General features: G+C 62.3%; 20 protein-coding genes and 2 pseudogenes. 11 read left to right on the top strand and 11 right to left on the bottom strand.

Going from position 1 to position 16,330, the window contains the following annotated elements:
• The first annotated feature begins 14 nt into the window (after positions 1-14).
• The 3 genes from GL300_RS08880 to GL300_RS08870 all read left to right on the top strand — a co-directional run bounded on the left by GL300_RS08880 (position 15) and on the right by GL300_RS08870 (position 3,511).
• On the top strand, positions 15-1,595 hold the full coding sequence (locus tag GL300_RS08880; protein WP_155039276.1) for an ABC transporter substrate-binding protein: 1,581 nt from the start codon (positions 15-17) through the stop codon (positions 1,593-1,595).
• Between the two features lie 75 nt (positions 1,596-1,670).
• The gene (locus tag GL300_RS08875; protein ID WP_155039275.1) at positions 1,671-2,585 is read left to right on the top strand and encodes a polysaccharide deacetylase family protein; all 915 of its coding nucleotides are present in this window, start codon (positions 1,671-1,673) and stop codon (positions 2,583-2,585) included.
• Positions 2,582-3,511, top strand: coding sequence for an isoaspartyl peptidase/L-asparaginase family protein (locus GL300_RS08870; RefSeq protein ID WP_155039274.1), 930 nt, complete (start codon positions 2,582-2,584; stop codon positions 3,509-3,511). Before GL300_RS08875 ends, GL300_RS08870 begins: the two co-directional genes overlap by 4 nt.
• Before the next feature lie 362 nt (positions 3,512-3,873).
• Here the strand turns inward: GL300_RS08870 and GL300_RS08865 are convergent, their stop codons facing one another.
• Positions 3,874-4,335 (bottom strand): hypothetical protein, encoded by a 462-nt coding sequence (locus GL300_RS08865; protein WP_155039273.1) that lies wholly within the window; start codon positions 4,333-4,335, stop codon positions 3,874-3,876.
• A gap of 51 nt (positions 4,336-4,386) precedes the next feature.
• On the opposite strand from GL300_RS08865, the pseudogene GL300_RS08860 reads away from it, so the two are divergent.
• Positions 4,387-4,521, top strand: a pseudogene (locus GL300_RS08860) (transposase); the annotation flags it as partial.
• A 427-nt stretch (positions 4,522-4,948) separates the two neighbouring features.
• Here the strand turns inward: GL300_RS08860 and GL300_RS08855 are convergent.
• From GL300_RS08855 to GL300_RS08840, 4 genes are all read right to left on the bottom strand, one after another.
• Positions 4,949-5,287 carry a hypothetical protein gene (locus GL300_RS08855; protein WP_155039272.1) on the bottom strand — a complete coding sequence of 113 codons (339 nt, stop codon included), beginning with the start codon at positions 5,285-5,287 and terminating at the stop codon, positions 4,949-4,951.
• 154 nt (positions 5,288-5,441) lie between these two features.
• A complete protein-coding gene (locus GL300_RS08850) occupies positions 5,442-5,966 on the bottom strand; it encodes an MFS transporter (RefSeq protein WP_343042975.1) in 525 nt (174 codons plus the stop codon).
• A gap of 244 nt (positions 5,967-6,210) precedes the next feature.
• A complete protein-coding gene (locus GL300_RS08845; RefSeq protein ID WP_155039270.1) occupies positions 6,211-6,990 on the bottom strand; it encodes a COG4705 family protein in 780 nt (259 codons plus the stop codon).
• A gap of 26 nt (positions 6,991-7,016) precedes the next feature.
• Positions 7,017-7,646 (bottom strand): hypothetical protein, encoded by a 630-nt coding sequence (locus tag GL300_RS08840; protein WP_155039269.1) that lies wholly within the window; start codon positions 7,644-7,646, stop codon positions 7,017-7,019.
• Between the two features lie 210 nt (positions 7,647-7,856).
• Between GL300_RS08840 and GL300_RS08835 the strand changes: the two genes are divergently transcribed.
• The 3 genes from GL300_RS08835 to GL300_RS08825 all read left to right on the top strand — a co-directional run bounded on the left by GL300_RS08835 (position 7,857) and on the right by GL300_RS08825 (position 10,284).
• Positions 7,857-8,207 carry a PepSY domain-containing protein gene (locus tag GL300_RS08835; RefSeq protein WP_170297632.1) on the top strand — a complete coding sequence of 117 codons (351 nt, stop codon included), beginning with the start codon at positions 7,857-7,859 and terminating at the stop codon, positions 8,205-8,207.
• Between the two features lie 77 nt (positions 8,208-8,284).
• Positions 8,285-8,956: a winged helix-turn-helix domain-containing protein gene (locus GL300_RS08830; protein WP_155039267.1), complete on the top strand. Its 672-nt coding sequence runs from the start codon at positions 8,285-8,287 to the stop codon at positions 8,954-8,956.
• A complete protein-coding gene (locus tag GL300_RS08825) occupies positions 8,953-10,284 on the top strand; it encodes a sensor histidine kinase (RefSeq protein ID WP_155039266.1) in 1,332 nt (443 codons plus the stop codon). The genes GL300_RS08830 and GL300_RS08825 overlap by 4 nt, the downstream gene beginning before the upstream one ends.
• Before the next feature lie 268 nt (positions 10,285-10,552).
• Here GL300_RS08825 and GL300_RS26630 read toward each other — a convergent pair.
• The 5 genes and pseudogenes from GL300_RS26630 to GL300_RS26625 all read right to left on the bottom strand — a co-directional run.
• Positions 10,553-10,881 (bottom strand): annotated as a pseudogene (locus tag GL300_RS26630) (IS6 family transposase); the annotation flags it as partial.
• A 14-nt stretch (positions 10,882-10,895) separates the two neighbouring features.
• A complete protein-coding gene (locus tag GL300_RS08815) occupies positions 10,896-11,117 on the bottom strand; it encodes a transposase (protein ID WP_155039265.1) in 222 nt (73 codons plus the stop codon).
• Positions 11,118-11,149: 32 nt separating this feature from the next.
• Complete coding sequence (locus GL300_RS08810) at positions 11,150-11,362, bottom strand: transposase (RefSeq protein ID WP_155039264.1); 213 nt, start codon at positions 11,360-11,362, stop codon at positions 11,150-11,152.
• Between the two features lie 202 nt (positions 11,363-11,564).
• Positions 11,565-11,774 (bottom strand): hypothetical protein, encoded by a 210-nt coding sequence (locus tag GL300_RS26345; protein WP_155039263.1) that lies wholly within the window; start codon positions 11,772-11,774, stop codon positions 11,565-11,567.
• A 31-nt stretch (positions 11,775-11,805) separates the two neighbouring features.
• Positions 11,806-12,135, bottom strand: coding sequence for a hypothetical protein (locus tag GL300_RS26625; RefSeq protein WP_246195124.1), 330 nt, complete (start codon positions 12,133-12,135; stop codon positions 11,806-11,808).
• On the opposite strand from GL300_RS26625, the gene GL300_RS27395 reads away from it, so the two are divergent.
• Positions 12,025-12,261: a winged helix-turn-helix domain-containing protein gene (locus tag GL300_RS27395; protein WP_394206533.1), complete on the top strand. Its 237-nt coding sequence runs from the start codon at positions 12,025-12,027 to the stop codon at positions 12,259-12,261. The genes GL300_RS26625 and GL300_RS27395 overlap by 111 nt on opposite strands.
• Before the next feature lie 337 nt (positions 12,262-12,598).
• A complete protein-coding gene (locus GL300_RS08795) occupies positions 12,599-13,555 on the top strand; it encodes a hypothetical protein (RefSeq protein ID WP_155039261.1) in 957 nt (318 codons plus the stop codon).
• Between the two features lie 73 nt (positions 13,556-13,628).
• Here the strand turns inward: GL300_RS08795 and GL300_RS08790 are convergent, their stop codons facing one another.
• The gene (locus GL300_RS08790; RefSeq protein WP_211594992.1) at positions 13,629-13,916 is read right to left on the bottom strand and encodes a DUF1127 domain-containing protein; all 288 of its coding nucleotides are present in this window, start codon (positions 13,914-13,916) and stop codon (positions 13,629-13,631) included.
• Between GL300_RS08790 and GL300_RS08785 the strand changes: the two genes are divergently transcribed.
• Positions 13,894-14,904, top strand: a complete 1,011-nt coding sequence (locus GL300_RS08785; protein ID WP_246195123.1) for a LysR substrate-binding domain-containing protein — start codon at positions 13,894-13,896, stop codon at positions 14,902-14,904. The two genes, GL300_RS08790 and GL300_RS08785, sit on opposite strands and share 23 nt — an antisense overlap.
• 16 nt (positions 14,905-14,920) lie before the next feature.
• Positions 14,921-15,709 carry a type I-C CRISPR-associated protein Cas7/Csd2 gene (cas7c, locus tag GL300_RS08780; RefSeq protein WP_246195122.1) on the top strand — a complete coding sequence of 263 codons (789 nt, stop codon included), beginning with the start codon at positions 14,921-14,923 and terminating at the stop codon, positions 15,707-15,709.
• The last annotated feature ends 621 nt before the right edge of the window (positions 15,710-16,330 follow it).

The raw sequence follows: 16,330 nt of genomic DNA, 5'->3' as shown, positions 1-16,330 counted from the left end.
CCAAGAGGGACCGCATGAAACTGAAGCCAATGCTTCGCACCGCGCTGCTGATGAGCGCGCTTGCCACGCCGTTCCCGGTGTTGGCCGCCGATCTGGTGATCGCGACCAAGTCCGGCCCGGCCTCGATGGACCCGCATTTCACCGCGACCTCGGCCAATGCCGAGGCGACCAAGCAGGTCTTCGACACGCTGCTGAAATCGGGCAACGACCTGCAGATCGAGCCCTCGCTGGCGACCGAGTGGAAACTGGTCGATGACACGACCTGGGAATTCAAGCTGCGCGAGGGCGTGAAATTCCACGACGGTTCGGACTTCACCGCCGAGGACGTCAAGTTCTCGATCGAGCGGATTCCGAACGTGACCGGGCCGAACCCGACAACGATCTATGTCCGCCGCGTGGCGGGGGTCGAGATCGTCGATCCCCACACCATCCGCATCAAGACCAAGGGCCCGGCCCCGACGCTGCCCAACGACTTGATCCGCCTGTTCATCGTCTCGCATACGGCGGCGGCGGATTTTTCGACCAAGGAGACCGCGACCGAGGGCTTCAACTCGGGCAAGGCCACCATCGGCACCGGCCCCTACAAATTCGTCAGCTGGGCCCCGACGCAGGACCTGGTGCTTGAGAAATTCGATGGCTACTGGGGCGGCGCACAGCCCTGGGACCACGTCATCCGCAAGGAAATCCCGAATGACGCCGCGCGTGTCGCGCAGCTGAAGGCGGGGCAGGTCGATCTGATCTCGAAGATCCCGGCGACCGATCTGGCCAGCGTCGAGCAGGACGAGGCGCTGAAGGTGGTGAATTCGCCCTCGGTCTTCATTCCCTATCTGGAGTTCGACTTCCGCGAAAATACGCCCCAAGTCTGGGACAATGCCGGCAACAAGGTCGAAAAGAACCCCTTCGCCGATCCCCGCGTCCGCGAGGCCTTCGATCTGGCGCTGGACCGCGAGACCATCATCGAGTTCGCGCTGGAGGGCATGGGCAAGGTCTCGACCCAGATGGTGACGCCGAACATCTTCGGCTATAATGCAAACATCCCCGCGCCGGTCTTCGATGTCGACAAGGCGCGCCAGCTGATGGCCGATGCCGGCTATCCGGAAGGCTTCAAGGTCGCGCTGGCCTATGCGAGCGACCGCATGCCGACCGAGCTTGGACCGACCATCGCCCAGCTTCTGGCCGCGATCGACGTGACGGTCGACGTGCAGGGCGTGCCCGCGACGGTGTTCAACCCGGCAAAGACGCGCGGCGAGTATTCGCTGTACATGGCGTCCTGGGCGACGCTGACGGGGGAATCGAACTACACGCTGTCGTCGCTGATGCACAGCAACGACGCGGATAAGGGCTTGGGTGCCTTCAACGTGCGCGGCTATGCCAATCCCAAGATGGACCAGCTGATCGAAGCCGCGGCCGCCGAGATGGACGAGGCCAAGCGCAAGGCCTTGCTAGAGGAAGCCAACCTGCTGGTTTCGACCGACCGGCCCGACCTGCCGCTGGTGATCAACGTCTCGGCATGGGGCATGAAGGCCGACAAGGTGACCTACGATCCGCGCGCCGACGAAGATACCGTCGCCATGGACGTTCACCCCGCGAAGTAAACCATCCCGTCCGCGCATGGCCCCGCATATCTGGGCCATGCGCGGACTTCCCCCCCCTTTCCCTTGGAGACTGCCATGAGCCTTGCGCCCGACACCCCGCCCCATAGTTGGGACGAGCCGACCTGGCGTGGTCTGGTGGATTTCGTGCGCGCCGGGCGCTCGCTCAAGCCGAAAAGCTGGCCCGGTGGCGCGCGCTGCGCCGTCGCCCTCAGCTTTGATAGCGACCACGAGACGAATGAGCTGCGCGATGGCGGCAACTCGATTGGCCGCTTGTCATGGGGTCAGTACGGCAACCGCCGGGGCGTTCCCCGCATCCGCGAGGTGCTGGACCGCTTCGGCGCCAAGGCCAGCTTCTTCGTGCCCGGCGTCGCCGCCGAACTTTACCCGGATGAGCAGAAATCACTTGTCGAGGACGGTCATGAGGTCGCCCTGCACGGCTGGATCCACGAGGTGAACACTCAGGTTCCGCCGGCGCAGGAGCGCGAGTTGATGCTGCGCGCCGCTGATACGCTGGAACGCGTCACCGGCATTCGTCCCGTCGGCATGCGCACGCCGTCATGGGATTACAGCCCCGCCACCCTCGCCATCGCCGAGGAGTTGGGCCTTGTCTATGACAGCTCGCTTTTCGCCGATGACGACCCCTACGAGATCCTCAGCAATGGTCGCCCGACCGGCATTGTCGAACTGCCGGTCGAGTGGATCCGCGACGACGCGCCCTATTTCATGATGAACCGTTTTGGCGGACAGCGGCCCTATACCCCGCCGACCGCCGTTCTGGACATCTTCCTGCGCGAGTTTGAGGGGGCCTATGCCGAAGGTGGGCTGTTTCTGCTGACCATGCATCCGCATGTCACCGGCTATCGCTCGCGCATCTTCATTCTCGAAGAATTGCTGCGCCGGATCACTGAAAAGGGCGATTGCTGGGTGGCAACACATGCCGACATCGCCCGCCATTGCGCGAAGGACCATGGAATGGAGCGGCGCGGATGACGACACCGGGCTGGGCATTGGCCATTCATGGCGGCGCGGGCACCATCCTGCGCGACACGATGACACCTGAAAAGGAAGCGGCATATCATGCCGCCCTGCGCCGGGTGCTGGAGGCGGGTCAGTCTGTCCTGCGCGACGGTGGTCTGGCCATCGACGCGGTGACCGAGGCCGTGGTGGTGCTTGAGGATGAGCCCCTGTTCAATGCTGGCCGGGGCGCGGTCTTTACCTCGGCCGGTGAGCAGGAAATGGACGCCGCCGTGATGGATGGCCGCGACCGGCAGGCCGGCGCGGTGGCTGGAATCTTTGGCCCGCGCAATCCCATCCGGGTCGCGCGGCTGGTCATGGACAGCCCGCAGGTGATGATGATCGGTCCCCCAGCGCTTGCTTTGGCGCGCGCAGCCGGGCTGCCCTTCGAGGATCGCGACTATTTCTTCACCAAGGCCCGCTGGACCGCCTTGCAAGAGACGCTGGCCCTGCGCGCCACCGGCGCGGTCGAGACCGATCCCGCCCGCCGCCACGGTACGGTCGGTGCGGTGGCGCTGGACCTTGCAGGCAACCTCGCCGCCGCGACCTCGACCGGCGGTATGACGGCCAAGCTTCCGGGCCGGGTCGGCGATACGCCTGTCATCGGTGCGGGAACCTTCGCGGACAATGCCACCTGCGCCGTCTCGGCCACGGGCCATGGCGAGATCTTCATCCGCTGGACCGCCGGCGCCGAGATCGCGGCCCGCCTGCGCCATGCCGGGCAGAGCCTGGATCAAGCGGCGACGGCAGTGGTGATGGAGGACCTGATGCCAAACGGTGGGTCGGGCGGGGTCATCGCGGTGGACCGGCAGGGCAATATCGCGATGCCCTTCAATTGCGAAGGCATGTATCGCGGCGCGGTCCGTCGGGGCGAAGCGCCGCAAACCTTTGTCTATCGCTGAAACCCGAGTTTCGGTACTTCGCCGCGCAGGGTGAGCTGCTTCCCATCCTTGGCCAGTTTCCGGGGTGATTTCAGCTACTGCCTGCATCTACCGGTCGGTTTCGATGCTGTTCCAATAACCCACGGCGGGCGGCTGCCGTGGGCGGCGTGGGGCCGCTGGTGAGGCCGCGAAGGCCATCGGTCCGAGAGAGTGGCCGAAAAATCCAGCCGCTGATGGCGTACTTGGCCTGAGATCCGGTCTGCCAGGCGTGCAGGTCGACGCGTTCATATTTCAGGGGCCGCCACAGGTGCTCGATGCAGATGTTGTCGATCCAACGCCGCTTGCCACCCCTCAATATCCGGATGCCGATCCGCTTCAGCCGATCAGTCCAGACAAAAGATGTGAACTGCGAACCTCATGATCTCGGGCGCGCCATAGCGGTGGATGGACTCGTTCAGCGACTCAACGCGAGACACTCGGCCTCCAGCGTGTTCGATTTGCGCCAGACCAGCACCTTGCGGGTGAAGGACCACCGGATACAGAAATAAGCCATCGCGGCGCCATCGGTTCGATCCCGGCGCATGCGCCGCATCGGCAGAGAGGTGATGTCGGCGCACCAGATCTGGCATGAGCCGCATCCGCCGGATGCGCTTCTGGTTCACGCCACGCCCGTCTGCAGGCTGACCCCCCAGACTTCTGCAGATGGTCATCTTCCGGACGCCGGTGAAGGGTGTGTCCAGGAATTGCCGATCGATCAGCCGCATCAACCCGAGGTTCTGCTCCGTCTCGCCCGCCGGCTCGTGGGCGAACGACGAGCGCGAGATCGACGAGCCGGGCGAAAGCATAACGCCTTGCATCTCGGGCCGTAAGTCACGCGGGTCGCCCACCAAAACGGCAAACGCCGAAACAGGATCGAAATCGTGTTCGGCTGGCTCAAGGATTGGCGTCGGGTCGCAACACGCTATGACAGATGCCGGAAAGTCTTCCTTTCCGCCGTCGCCTTGGCTGCAACTATCATGTTCTGGCTATGAGCCGACAACGAGTCCCGACGCGGGCAAAGCGGAAAATTGGTCGAAAATCCCGGATCCCCTCTCGGACGTTTGCCGCCGACGTTACTTGCCACAGAAACCCTCAGGTGGACCGTTCACAAATATTGGAGCGCACACTCTGCTCGAAGCTTTTTGCGATCCCCGAACCGATGGGATCGAGGACGAACATGAAGACGACGGGAATGTCGGTGATGAACTCTCCGGCATCGCCGATCAGCCCGATGGCTGGTGCCGTAGGTCGAGACCAGATCGTCCTGCATGTCCCGGGCCTGTCGCCTCGCAGCCTTCATACCAGATGTCATAGATCCTGAGCGGCGGCGCAGACAGCGGGGCGCCGGCGGCGAAGGCGGTACATGCCAAAACTGGACCGACAAGCTTCATTTCCCTGCTCCTGATGGCGGCAGCCGGATCATCCGGGCAGGCGCATGGCTTTTTTCGCCTTCAGAACGGCATTGGCGGTTTCCGCAAGCAGCGCCCGCAGGGTGCCGGTCAGCATCGTGGGCCTCAGGCTGGCGATGGCCACAGGATAGCCATAGGACTTGTCCAGCGCCGCCCCCAAAATGGCAGATACACGCTCGATCAGGCACAGGGCCGAGAACCTGGCGTCGAGCGTCGGCGGGTCTGCGTCCGACCCGATGATATGCAGGGCGAGGCTGTGTTGCGCGACCTCGCACAGGGCGCCGCCAAAGCCGAGAGCCGCCACCGCGGCCACCATAGGCCAGAAGCCGGGAAAGACGGTCAATCCCAAGACGGCCAGCCCCGGACATTCCCATCCCGAAGGTCAGCAGCGCCACGCAACCCAGACGCCCGTCGGTCAGCCCCGCCGCCATTGGACAGATCAGCAGCGGGATCAGGAAAGCATGATAACCCGCCCGATATCCGCCGACCGGGCGCCGCCTTCCTCAAGCACGACGGGCACGAGATACCAGATGAAGACCGACATGCCGAGGTTCATCGGCACCGCGATCCCGATGACAAGGGCGAGCCGAAAAAGACCTTGGCGCGGGGTTTGGGGGCAGGGTCCTCGATTTCGGCGCAAGTTCTGGCATGGTCGCGCCGATGATCGTGTTTACCCCCAGCACTGCGGCCAGAATGGCAACGAAGGCGCCAAAGAAGAAGGTCCGGCCCGCCCCGATCCGGTCGGCCAGAACCCCGCCAAGCACCGATCCGCAGAATGCGCTGGAGATGATCACGAAAAGATATGAGCTCATCGCGTTGGCGTCCTGGCCTGCTGGCGTGGTGCGCAGGACATAGTTGCGACAGGCCACGGTGGCGAGGGCTTCGAAAATGGCCATTCCGCCGACCCAGGCAGCATTCGACAGGGCGGAATGCCCCAGCCCGACTCCGACTGATGCCAGCGCGGTCAGAGGCACGACCGACAGGAAGATGCGCCGGGGGCCGCATCTATGGATGATCCGGGCGCTAATCGGCCCATCCCCGACAAGGCAGCCGTAAGCGCGGCAAGGCTGGCTGGCGACAGGGTCAAAAAAACCGGCCTATGACCAAGGCGAGCGGACCGCGCTCGCGCACCAGTTGGTGCGCGCGACGGAAGGCATGTTGTCCAGAGACTGCCAGCGCTCGCCCAACCAGCGCCCCGTATGCCAGCTGGCCTCACCGCCAAGAATGGCCCCGGCGGGCTGCGGGCGGCGCGGCGCGCCCGCAGCGTCAAGTTTATCGGGTCGGCCGGTCCATCTGTCGCGCCGTGTCGCGGCCCATGACGGTCATGGCGGTGACGGTGATCACGATGACCGCAAGGAAGGTCAGGCTGGTCGACACAGTGCCAAGCCCCATTCCGCCATAGTCTGCCGGTTGGGAGAGAAGGTCGCCAAAGCTCGCGCCCAGCGGACGGGTCAGGATATAGACCAGCCAGAACGCCAGTACGCTGTCGAGGCCAAGGAAGAAATACCCCAGGGACAGGCTCAGGATCACCGCACCGAACAGGATGCCCGTCGCCGCGTAGCCCAGGCCATAATGCTCGGCGACCAGATCTCCGGCGGCGGTCCCCAAGGCGAAGGTGAACAGGATCGCCAGCCAGTAGAAACCCTCGCGGCGTGGGGTATCCACGGCATGGATCGAAAGCGTGCCCTCGCTGCGGTACCAGACAAGGAAGGTAAGACCCAGCAGCAGGCTGAATCCCGCGGTGCAGGTCACAAGGCTGACGCCCAGATTGTCGACGAGGTTGTCGGTCAGCAGCGTGCCCACCACCGAGATCAGGACCACGTTCAGCCAATAGGCCCAGGGAACATAGCGATCGGTCGCGAATTGCAGCGCCAGCGTACCCAGCAGGATCACCGTCATGATCATCGAGGTCGCGGTCAGGCCGAAGCCGAGATTGACGGCCAGATAATCCGCTGCAGTCTCGCCCATCGTCACCGCCATCAGCTTGATGAGCCAGAAACCGGCCGTGACTTCGGGAACCTTGTTTCGGGCAGAGGTTTGGGTTCGGGTCATTTCGATGATCTCCTGCGGGATGGGGCTCATGGCGTCACCAGCGCAAGGGCCTGCGCAGTGAAGCTGTCGGCACGGCGGTCGTCATCGGCATTGCAGCGTTCGGTGGCACGCTCGCGCAGTTCTTTGATCCTGTCGGTCGAGTCCGGTGCTGCATGCCCGGCTTGCAGCGTGTCACGCAGGTCGTTCAGCATCATCTCGCAGGGCAGCGGGTGACCTGTAGCATCGGTCACGACGATGCCCGCGACGGACTCGGTCATGCCGCCCTCGGTTTTTGCCGGGTCGGCCAGCGTCGCCTGCAACCCAGCCAGTACGGTGCTGACCTGCCCGGCATCCGGGTTGGGTGCCCGCAGGGCAGCGAAGGCCGCGTCGGCCGCGGCATCGACATTGCCCCATGCGACCGGGGCCTGTGGTTGCAGTTTGGACTCGGCATCGTCCCAAAGGTTTTCCAAATCCGTGATGCGGCGTTCAGCGGCGGTCAGATCCCCGCGCGCCGCAATGGCCTGCGTGTCCGAGACAATCGACGCGAATTGCGAGACGTCGCCAAGCGGTGCGGTCACCGCGAGGCCGGGATCCGGCCCGACAAGGTAATGGTTGACCCCCGAAAATACCGCGATGGGGAGAAGGATCAGCGCCGAGGCAAGAAGGACCTGTTTCATGGATATGGCCTCATCAGGTTTTGATGTGCCCTTTTTGGAAAGCACAGCCTGCGCCCGCCTGACGGCAAGATTGATTATCCGTAATGTCTGCCGACAACCTGATTACGAATAATCAATCTTGCCGTCACGAGATGGTCGGACGAGGCCGCCAGATCAGGGGTCATGAGGGCCACGGTACAGTGCCGGGCCCGCAGACCGAAAGGAACAGCCATGAAACATCTGGCCACCGGTGCGGCGCTCGCCGCCGCGATTGCATCCAGTCTGGCCATCGCCGCCCATGCCGGCCCCGAGATGAGCGATGCCGAAGAGGTGCAGGCCGTGCAGCAAAGCGGCATGACGCTGAACCAAGCCATCGACAAAGCCGTGGCGCAGACGGGCGGCACCGCGATCTCGGCGGGCTGGGAGGATAACGAAGCCGGCGTCTGGGGCTACGAAGTCGAGATCGCCGATGCCTCGAAGGCGGTGCAGAACTGGTTCGTCAACCCCAAGGATGGCAGCATCACCCAGCTTGCCGAAGAGAATGACGACCATCACGAAAAGGGCGCGGCGGACAAAGACTGACAGGCCCGCCTCGCGGCGCTATCACGGAACCGGTCGGCGGCACGATCCGCCGACCGTCAGCACAGGACGGGACAAACATGCATATCCTCGTTATCGAGGACGATCAGACCACCGGGGATTACGTGGCCACGGGCCTGCGCGCCGAGGGGCATGTGGTCGATCTTGTGGCCGACGGGCGTGAAGGCCTCGTGCAGGCCATGTCGGGCAGCTATGACGTGATGGTGTTGGACCGCATGGTGCCGGGCGTCGATGGCATGTCGATCCTGCGCACGCTGCGTGCCTCGCGGAAACCGGTGCCGGTGCTGCTCCTGACCTCGCTCGACGGGGTCGAGGACCGGATTGGCGGGCTCAATGCCGGTGCCGACGACTATCTGGTGAAACCCTTTGCCTTCGGAGAGCTTTCGGCCCGGCTGAACGCACTGAGCCGCCGTCCGCCCCCGTCAGACGAGCCGACGATTTTGCGCGCGCGTGACCTTGAGATGAACCTGCTGTCCCGACGCGTCACTCGTGCCGGGCAGGAAATTGATCTGCAACCGCGCGAATTCGCCCTGCTCGAACATCTTCTGCGGCGCAAGGGCCGGGTGCAGACCCGTACGATGCTGCTGGAATCGGTCTGGGACATCCATTTCGATCCGCAGACCAACGTGGTGGAAAGTCACATGAGCCGGTTGCGCGGCAAGGTCGACAAGCCTTTCGAAACCGCCCTGATCGAAACTCTGCGCGGTTCTGGCTACCGGATCGTCGAATGATCGCCTTGCGCTCGACGCCGCTGCGATTGGCGGTTGCGCTGATCCTGGTCTTTACCGGCTTTCTTGCCGCCGGACTGGGCACAGCCTATGCGCTGATGCATGAGACCCTGACAGACGATATCGAGGCACGCGCCGAACAGGTGATCGACGAATTGCGCGCCATCCCCGAGCCGGAAGAACGTGCCGAACGCGCCGCGGAATTCGCCGCTTCGATGGATCCCGAGGAGATGGTGATCGCTGCCCGCATCAACGGCAGGAGCATCGGCCATCAATCGGCGCTGACCCTTGATGAGGGCGTGGTCAAGGGCACCGCAACCGGGCTCAAGGATGAGCGGGCGGACAGCTATCTTGTCCGCACCGCTGAAATTGGCGCCGACCGGATCACCGTGCTTGTCGGACGAGACAGCCTTGCCGAGCTGAACGAGACCTTTGTGGCCATCCTTGGTTTCAGTGTCCTGCCGGCGCTACTGTTGACCAGCGCGATCGGGATGGTCGCCGTGCGACGGACCAGCGCGCGGGTCGAAGCGATCCGCAGCACCCTGCATGCGCTAACCGAAGGAACGCTTTCAGCCCGCGTGAGCGCGCCGCATCCTGACACGGATCTGGGTGACATCTCGCGCGATCTCAACCGGATGGCGGCTGCGCAAGAGGCCGCGACCGATGCGTTGCGGCAAATAGGCTCGGACATCGCGCATGACCTCAAGACCCCAATCCAGCGGGTCGCCCTGCGGCTGGAGCGGCTGGCCGAAACCGATCTGCCCCAGACGACACGGGACGAGGTCGAGGCGGTGCAGACCGAGACCGCGCAGATCATCGGCACGTTCCAGTCCCTTCTGCAGATCGCGCAACTTGAAGGCGGGCAGGGCCGCGAGAATTTCGCCCCTGTCGATTTGGCCGGATTGCTGCGCGACATGTCGGAAATCTACGAGCCAGCGGTCGAGGAAAGCGGGGCCACGCTTGACTGCCGGATCGAGGACCCGCCGATTGTCATCGGCGACCGGCACTTGCTGTCGCGCCTGATCGCGAACCTTGTCGAGAACGCGCTGCGTCATGCGCCGGGCGGGCCGATCCATCTGGCGTTGCGTGGAGCCGTGCTGTCGGTGTCGGATAGCGGACCGGGAATCGTGACCGAGCGGCGAGAGGATGTCTTGCGCCGCCTCGTCCGGCTTGAGGCAAGCCGCAGCACGCCGGGTTCCGGCCTTGGCCTTGCGATGGTGAAGGCTATCGCAGATCTGCACGGGGCGCGTCTGGTCCTTGGCGATGCACAGCCGGGACTGATCGTGACGGTGACTTTCCCGACAGGTGGGGTCGAATTGCCCATGGCATGACCCGCCGCATACCGCCCCCATTGAGCAGCAGTGAGCCGACCAATTTGGCGCTCACGAGCAGATGTTCAGGCTTTCCTGAAAGGTCGGGCACTGGAGAAGGCTTCAGTGGTGCGGCGGTCCCGAACTCGGCGACCTGCCGATCACGCTGATTTCCTATTCGTCGACGAACTTCTTCAGAGCCGGACCGCACCTATTCATGGGGTGCTGCCGCACATCAATTCAACGGGGATAGGCAAGTTGTTTGAGCATGATTGAGCCGGGTGCTTTGTCAGGCATTCATTTCGGCCGCATAGCCGCTCCAGAGATCGAAAGCATCGGCTCTGGCATGACGGTCCGAGACAGCGGAAATTTGATAGCGGCGCTGGCGAAAGAAGGTGTTGATCTGGTCGTGGGCTGTCAGAAACCTTTGGGCCTGCCTGAGTGACTTGAACCGCCCCAATCCCTCGATCCGGTTGTTCATGTCCTTGTGCGCGCGATGCTCCGTGCCTGGCACGATGTCACGGATCGGTTTGAATGATCCGTCATGATGACACGTGGCTCGCCGAACCGGTCGATCAGCCTTGTCAGAAAGCGCCTTGCGGGTTTGGCATTGCGCTGTCCGATCTTCGCATTCAGCTTTCGATCCCCTTCTCGGAGATCTGCGGCACGGTGGACGAGGGACCGCCGAATGCTGCGGCCATGTTCTCGATTGCGGTGCGTTTCCAGCCGCCGATCATCGTCGGATGGATATAATGATATTTCTTGGCCAGTTCAGCCGTCGCGAGTTCTTCGCGGATGGCCTTCAGGGCCACCTTCGCTTTGAACTCTGCAGAATAGCGCTTGCGTTTGGTCATTTTGAGGTCGGTTCTTCCTCAGGCGCTAAAGCTTAGCGACTGGTCTGAAATCCCGCGACTACCTCTGGCACCGCACTGCCTAGCAGAGTCGTGGCCGGAAAATGGAGCCGCCAGCCCTTCAGCTGTGACGAGGTGATGCCAAGCTCCTGCGCGACGAGGGCCTGCGTGGCACCAGGAGACAAGAGGCGTGCAACCACCTGCACCTTGAACTCCGCCGTCAAGCGGCAACGTGGTCCCTTGCTCATCAAGGATCCTCTGCCCTGATACTAAGCTAACTCCCAATCCGGGATCACCGGGCATGGTCAATATCAATAGGGCGGATACCCAAAGCGAGGTCTTTGACAAGAGCGGCGAAAATTTGGCCTGAAGCTATGTCGGGCGTTAAGGCGCGTCGTTCATCCCTGCGCTATCAAGCAATTCAACCAGCTGGGCACCGGGTCCAATGGCTTAAGTTTTGCTGCGTCTTGGGTCGATGGGCTCGCAGCACCATTTTTGCAGCTGCCATTTATGATGTTCCGCTTGCCAACGCGCCAGTTCGGGGTGGGCGGCAATCATACAGGTGAGCAATGAGACCCCGCGGGCATCGTAGAGATGTGGAAAATCCCGGCAGGTGGTTCCATCCACGAGACATGCAACGATGATAAGCTGGATGAACAAGGCATCCTCCAATCAGGACCGGTACCAGTCTCTATCCGAGCCGGGTGCCAAGTCCTGAAACCGGGACGAAATTCGACGATTCGTAGCCGAAATGCGCTATCCTGACAGCCTTCGGCTCGGTCGTGGCGCAATGTCCGGACAGGGCGAGAGGGCGTTTCGGATCGGAGAGGTCACGGTCGATCTCGAAGCCGGGTTGATCTTGGACACGGCAGGACGACCGGTCACCCTGCGCCGACAATCCTTCGAGGTATTGCGTCACCTTATCGCGGCGAATGGTCGGGTGGTCGGCAAGGAAAAGCTGATCTCGACCGTCTGGCCGGGAATAGCGGTCACGGATGACAGTTTGGTGCAATGCATCCATGACATCCGGCGGGCGCTGGGGCCAGCGGGGCAAGTCATGTTGCGCACCATTCCACGGCGGGGTTCTCGGGTTGATCCGGGTACCGAAGGAATAATCGCATCCAAACCCGTCAGAGCCGTTTCGTAACGTGGTGCGCTTGCGATGGCGGGAATTGCAAGCATCGGGGTGGTCGCCGCTTCACTGGTGCAATGGAGACCGGAGGCAACGCCGAGCCTTGCAACTGCGCTGCCCGTCATAGCCGTCATGCCCTTTGAAACACGAGGCGCGATCGAGCCGGATCATCTTGGGGCAAGCTTGGCCGAGACCATCATCACGATGCTAAGCCGTGCCCCACAGATCATGACCATCGTCCGCTGATCCTCATTTTTCCCTGCGAGACAACGAAGGCGATGTCCGCACGCTTGGCCAGACATTGCAGGCGTGGTACCTGCTGGAAGGCAGCGTACAGCGCGATGGAGATGAATTGCATGTCTCGACCCGACTGGATGACACGCAAAGCGGACGACAGGTCTGGGCCGCGCGTTTCGATGAGCGGGGCAACGATCCCGAAGCCCTTGCTGATGCCGTAGCAGGTCGGATCATCAGCGCTCTTGCCGTAACCAAGGGCGAGCTCACGCGCGCCGAATATGCCCGGGTCTGCGGTAAGGACAGTGCCAGCCTTGGGGAGTATGACTATGCCATGCAGGCTCATGATCGGATGTTTGGCGATAATTCTGCACAAGGTAATGCGGCAGCCACTGCCATCTTGAAGGAGGGATTGGCCAGATATACGGGTTCCGCCCATCTCAAGCTCAAGCTTGCCTGGAACGACTGGCGCCGCGCCTATAACTTCTGGAGCGACGACATGGCGCCGGATTTTTCCTCGATAGCCCGGCTTGCACGTGAGCTCGAGGCAACGCCCAACCTGACGCCTTGCATCGCGACCGGGCTGCATGGCTTGCTAAGCAACATTGCCATGCGCGAGGGCGATTGGGGACGCGTTTTGCGCGAGGCGGAATTGACGGCGAGCCTCGCGCCTTATGATGCCTTCCAGATCACCGACCTCGCCGAGACCCTTGCCCCTGCGGGAGCGTATGATCAGGCGCTTGCAAATATCGATTTCGGCGCGGCCCGTAACCCGGCGGATGCCGATTATCAGCATGCGCTGCGGGCATGGGCGCTGCGCATGCAGGGACGATTGAAGGAGTCTGCGCGGGAAAGTCAGGCCGCGCGCATGCTTTTGCCCTATCAGCGCCTGCAATATGCCATCACCTTGGTACGGCTGGGCCAGATCGACCAGACTCGGGCCGAAGTCAGGGCCGCACCTGCCGAGGATTCCGGCATTGATCTTGGAGCTTGGCGAGGCGCGACTGTTTACGCCGACCCTGCCATCCTGCCGGGCGGGCTTGCCGGTCTCGCCACGGCAGGATTGCCGGAATGAACAACGCCAAATCAGCCCTTCAGACCGCTTGCGGTGCGATCCTTATGGCCCCGCAATGCCCAGTTGTCCTTTGCTAGCCAATCTGCCCCTTGCGTCGCGCAAGCGCCTTGTCGGCCAGCGCCTGCGACGCGTTCACGTGCAGCGGCAGGCGGGCCGCGTCCTCGACCTCTGCCCGCGTCACCCCGATATCCTCCAAGATCTCGTCGTCCAGCCGCAGCAAATTCAGGAACGCATATCGCCTGATCTTGTTGCGGCGATGCTCCTCAAACACGCCCCGCAACCGTGACGTCAACGGTCGGAACGCTACCCTTATCGACTGGCCCGGTGCGGACGGGTTCATGATGCTGGTTGCCTTGGTCATCGCTACCTCCATTGCTGGCACCAAGGTCGCATGTCGAAAATCGTCAATACAGCGCATAGATTTCATGGTATCGTTCAGAGAAATTGAACGCTATGGCGCCATGCAACCACAACAGCACACTCTTCTGGAAACCGATCTGCTGAAGACCTTTGTCACCATTTCGGAGACCGGGAATTTCACCGTTGCGGCCAAACGCGTGTTCAGGACGCCCTCGGCGGTCAGCATGCAGATCAAGCGCCTTGAGGAACTGCTAGGGCGGGCCTTGTTCGTCAGGCATCCTCGGCATGTGGCGCTGACCGCAGACGGCGAGGCATTCCTTGTGCATGCCAAGGACATTCTGCGCATCAATGACGAAGCATTGTCCCGTTTCCGGGTGCCCCAGCTTGAGGGACGGATCCGGTTCGGCGCGCCGGACGATTTCGGGGTGCGTTACCTGCCGGCAATCCTGTCCCGCTTTGCCTCTACCCATCCTCTTGTCGAGGTCGAGGTTTTTCTGTCAACGAGCGTAAACCTGTCCCGGAAATTCGAGGCAGGCGAGATCGACATGATCCTTACCGTTTCGGCCCAATCCAACCCGGCGACGGACCAACTGATCCATTCAGAACCACTCGTCTGGGTCGGTGCCCGTGACGGCATCGCCTTCTCCAGAACACCGGTCCCACTTGCCATGTCCACTCATGGTTGCCCTTGGCGGGCTGCGGCGCTTGCCGCGCTTGACAGAAGCGGGCATGCCTATCGGATCGCTTACACGTCCGAGACCGGTGCGGGCCAACTGGCAGCCGTCATGGCGGATCTGGCAATCGCCCCTCTGCCCGTCAGCCTGGTGAACGAACAGCATCGTAAACTGACAGAGAAGGATGGCTTTGGCGAGATCGGCTCGTATCAGCTGAGGCTTCAGAGGAGCCCCGATATCGGCTCGGCAGGGCTGGCATTTTCGGAACATGTTCACGAGAGCTTTGCCAGGCAATCCGAACGGGGACCCCGATAACGACAACATGCCGCCCATGGATGACGACACCAAAAAGGGCCTGCTCACTGATGTCGCGATCAAGCGCAAGATTCGTAACTATGTCGAGATGACGCGAGAGAACGAGATGCCTAGCCGTATCTATATGCGAGAGAAGGCCGTCCTCAACCGCGCCCACGCTGAGGCTTATGCCAGCAAGGGGGTCAAGCACGTACCGGAAAAACCGGCGCCGGAAAAAGATGCCCCGTCGATCACAAGCTGGATGTGCCAGCAGTTCTACGATATCCGGGCCTTCGGTGCGGTCATCAACACCGAGGTCCATGCCGGGCAGGTGCGCGGCCCCGTGCAGTTCAATTTCTCGGAATCGGTAGAACCCATCCAGCCCGACGAGATCGCTATCACTAGATATTCCGTCACCAACGAGAAGGATGCCGTGAAGGAGCACACGATGGCGCGCAAGCATGTCGTGCCCTATGGGCTTTACCGCTGCCATGGCTACGTCTCGGCAAATCTCTCGGGACGGACCGGATTCTCCCAGATCGATCTCGACCTGCTTCCCGAGGCACTTCCCAATATGTTGGAGCATGATCGCACGGCGGCTCGGGCGGAAATGAACGCTCAGAAGCTCATTGTATTCAAACATGGCAGCAAGTTCGGCAATGCCCCGGCCCAGAAGCTTCTGCGGCTGATCGAGATCGGCCGCAGGATCGACGGGGATTTCGCCTCCCTGAAGGGGCGCCCGGACAGCAGCCTTCCGCCCGCCCGGAGCTTCGACGATTATGAGATCCGTATCGACGTGCCGGGATCCCCGCCGGTGTCGAGTTGATCGAGATCCTCTGAGCCAACTGTGGGCTGCGAACCCGGAGCGTGTCGAAAGGAGGCGGGAGGTTCGCCCCCTTTACTCATGAAAGGTCCGGCATTTCCCCTTCGGATCCAGAAAAGGCAGGATACCGCCGCAAGGTTCGCATTTTGGGAGGAGTTTCGCGTTTTTCAACAGTGTCGTGTTACAAGGCGGTCGCCCCCTTCACGGGGATGTGGATTGAAACTCATGTTGATGCAAAACCACATCGTTGATCATACCCAAGTCGCCGCTCTGCGAGAACTTGGATTGAAAAAACGCTGCTGATCCGCGCGGCTGATCAGCAGAACGGCACGTTCAAAGGCATCATCGCAAGCCGGCGAGCGGGAAATTTGGTCGACCATGCTGCCTGCAGAGTGGCTTGTCGCGCCAAGATCGCCCCCTGCGTGTACTTGGTCCGTTAAGGGGTGTTATGTGGAGCCGCGCACGGCCAGCCGGACCAGATCTTCAAATCTCCCGCCTGCCACGACCCGAAAAATGGCCCGAAGTCTGCTTGAGCTTTGTTTGCCCTAGTGGTGAAGCAAGCCGAGTAACCGTTCGCTCATGCCGTGGTCCTGCACGTAGCATACCGGCCTGAGAATGTCATCG

The organism is Paracoccus litorisediminis (genome assembly GCF_009711205.1).
Taxonomy (GTDB): Bacteria; Pseudomonadota; Alphaproteobacteria; order Rhodobacterales; family Rhodobacteraceae; genus Paracoccus; species Paracoccus litorisediminis.
The sequence above is the reverse complement of the archived record's forward strand: the minus strand, read 5'-3'. Positions and strand labels throughout refer to the sequence as shown.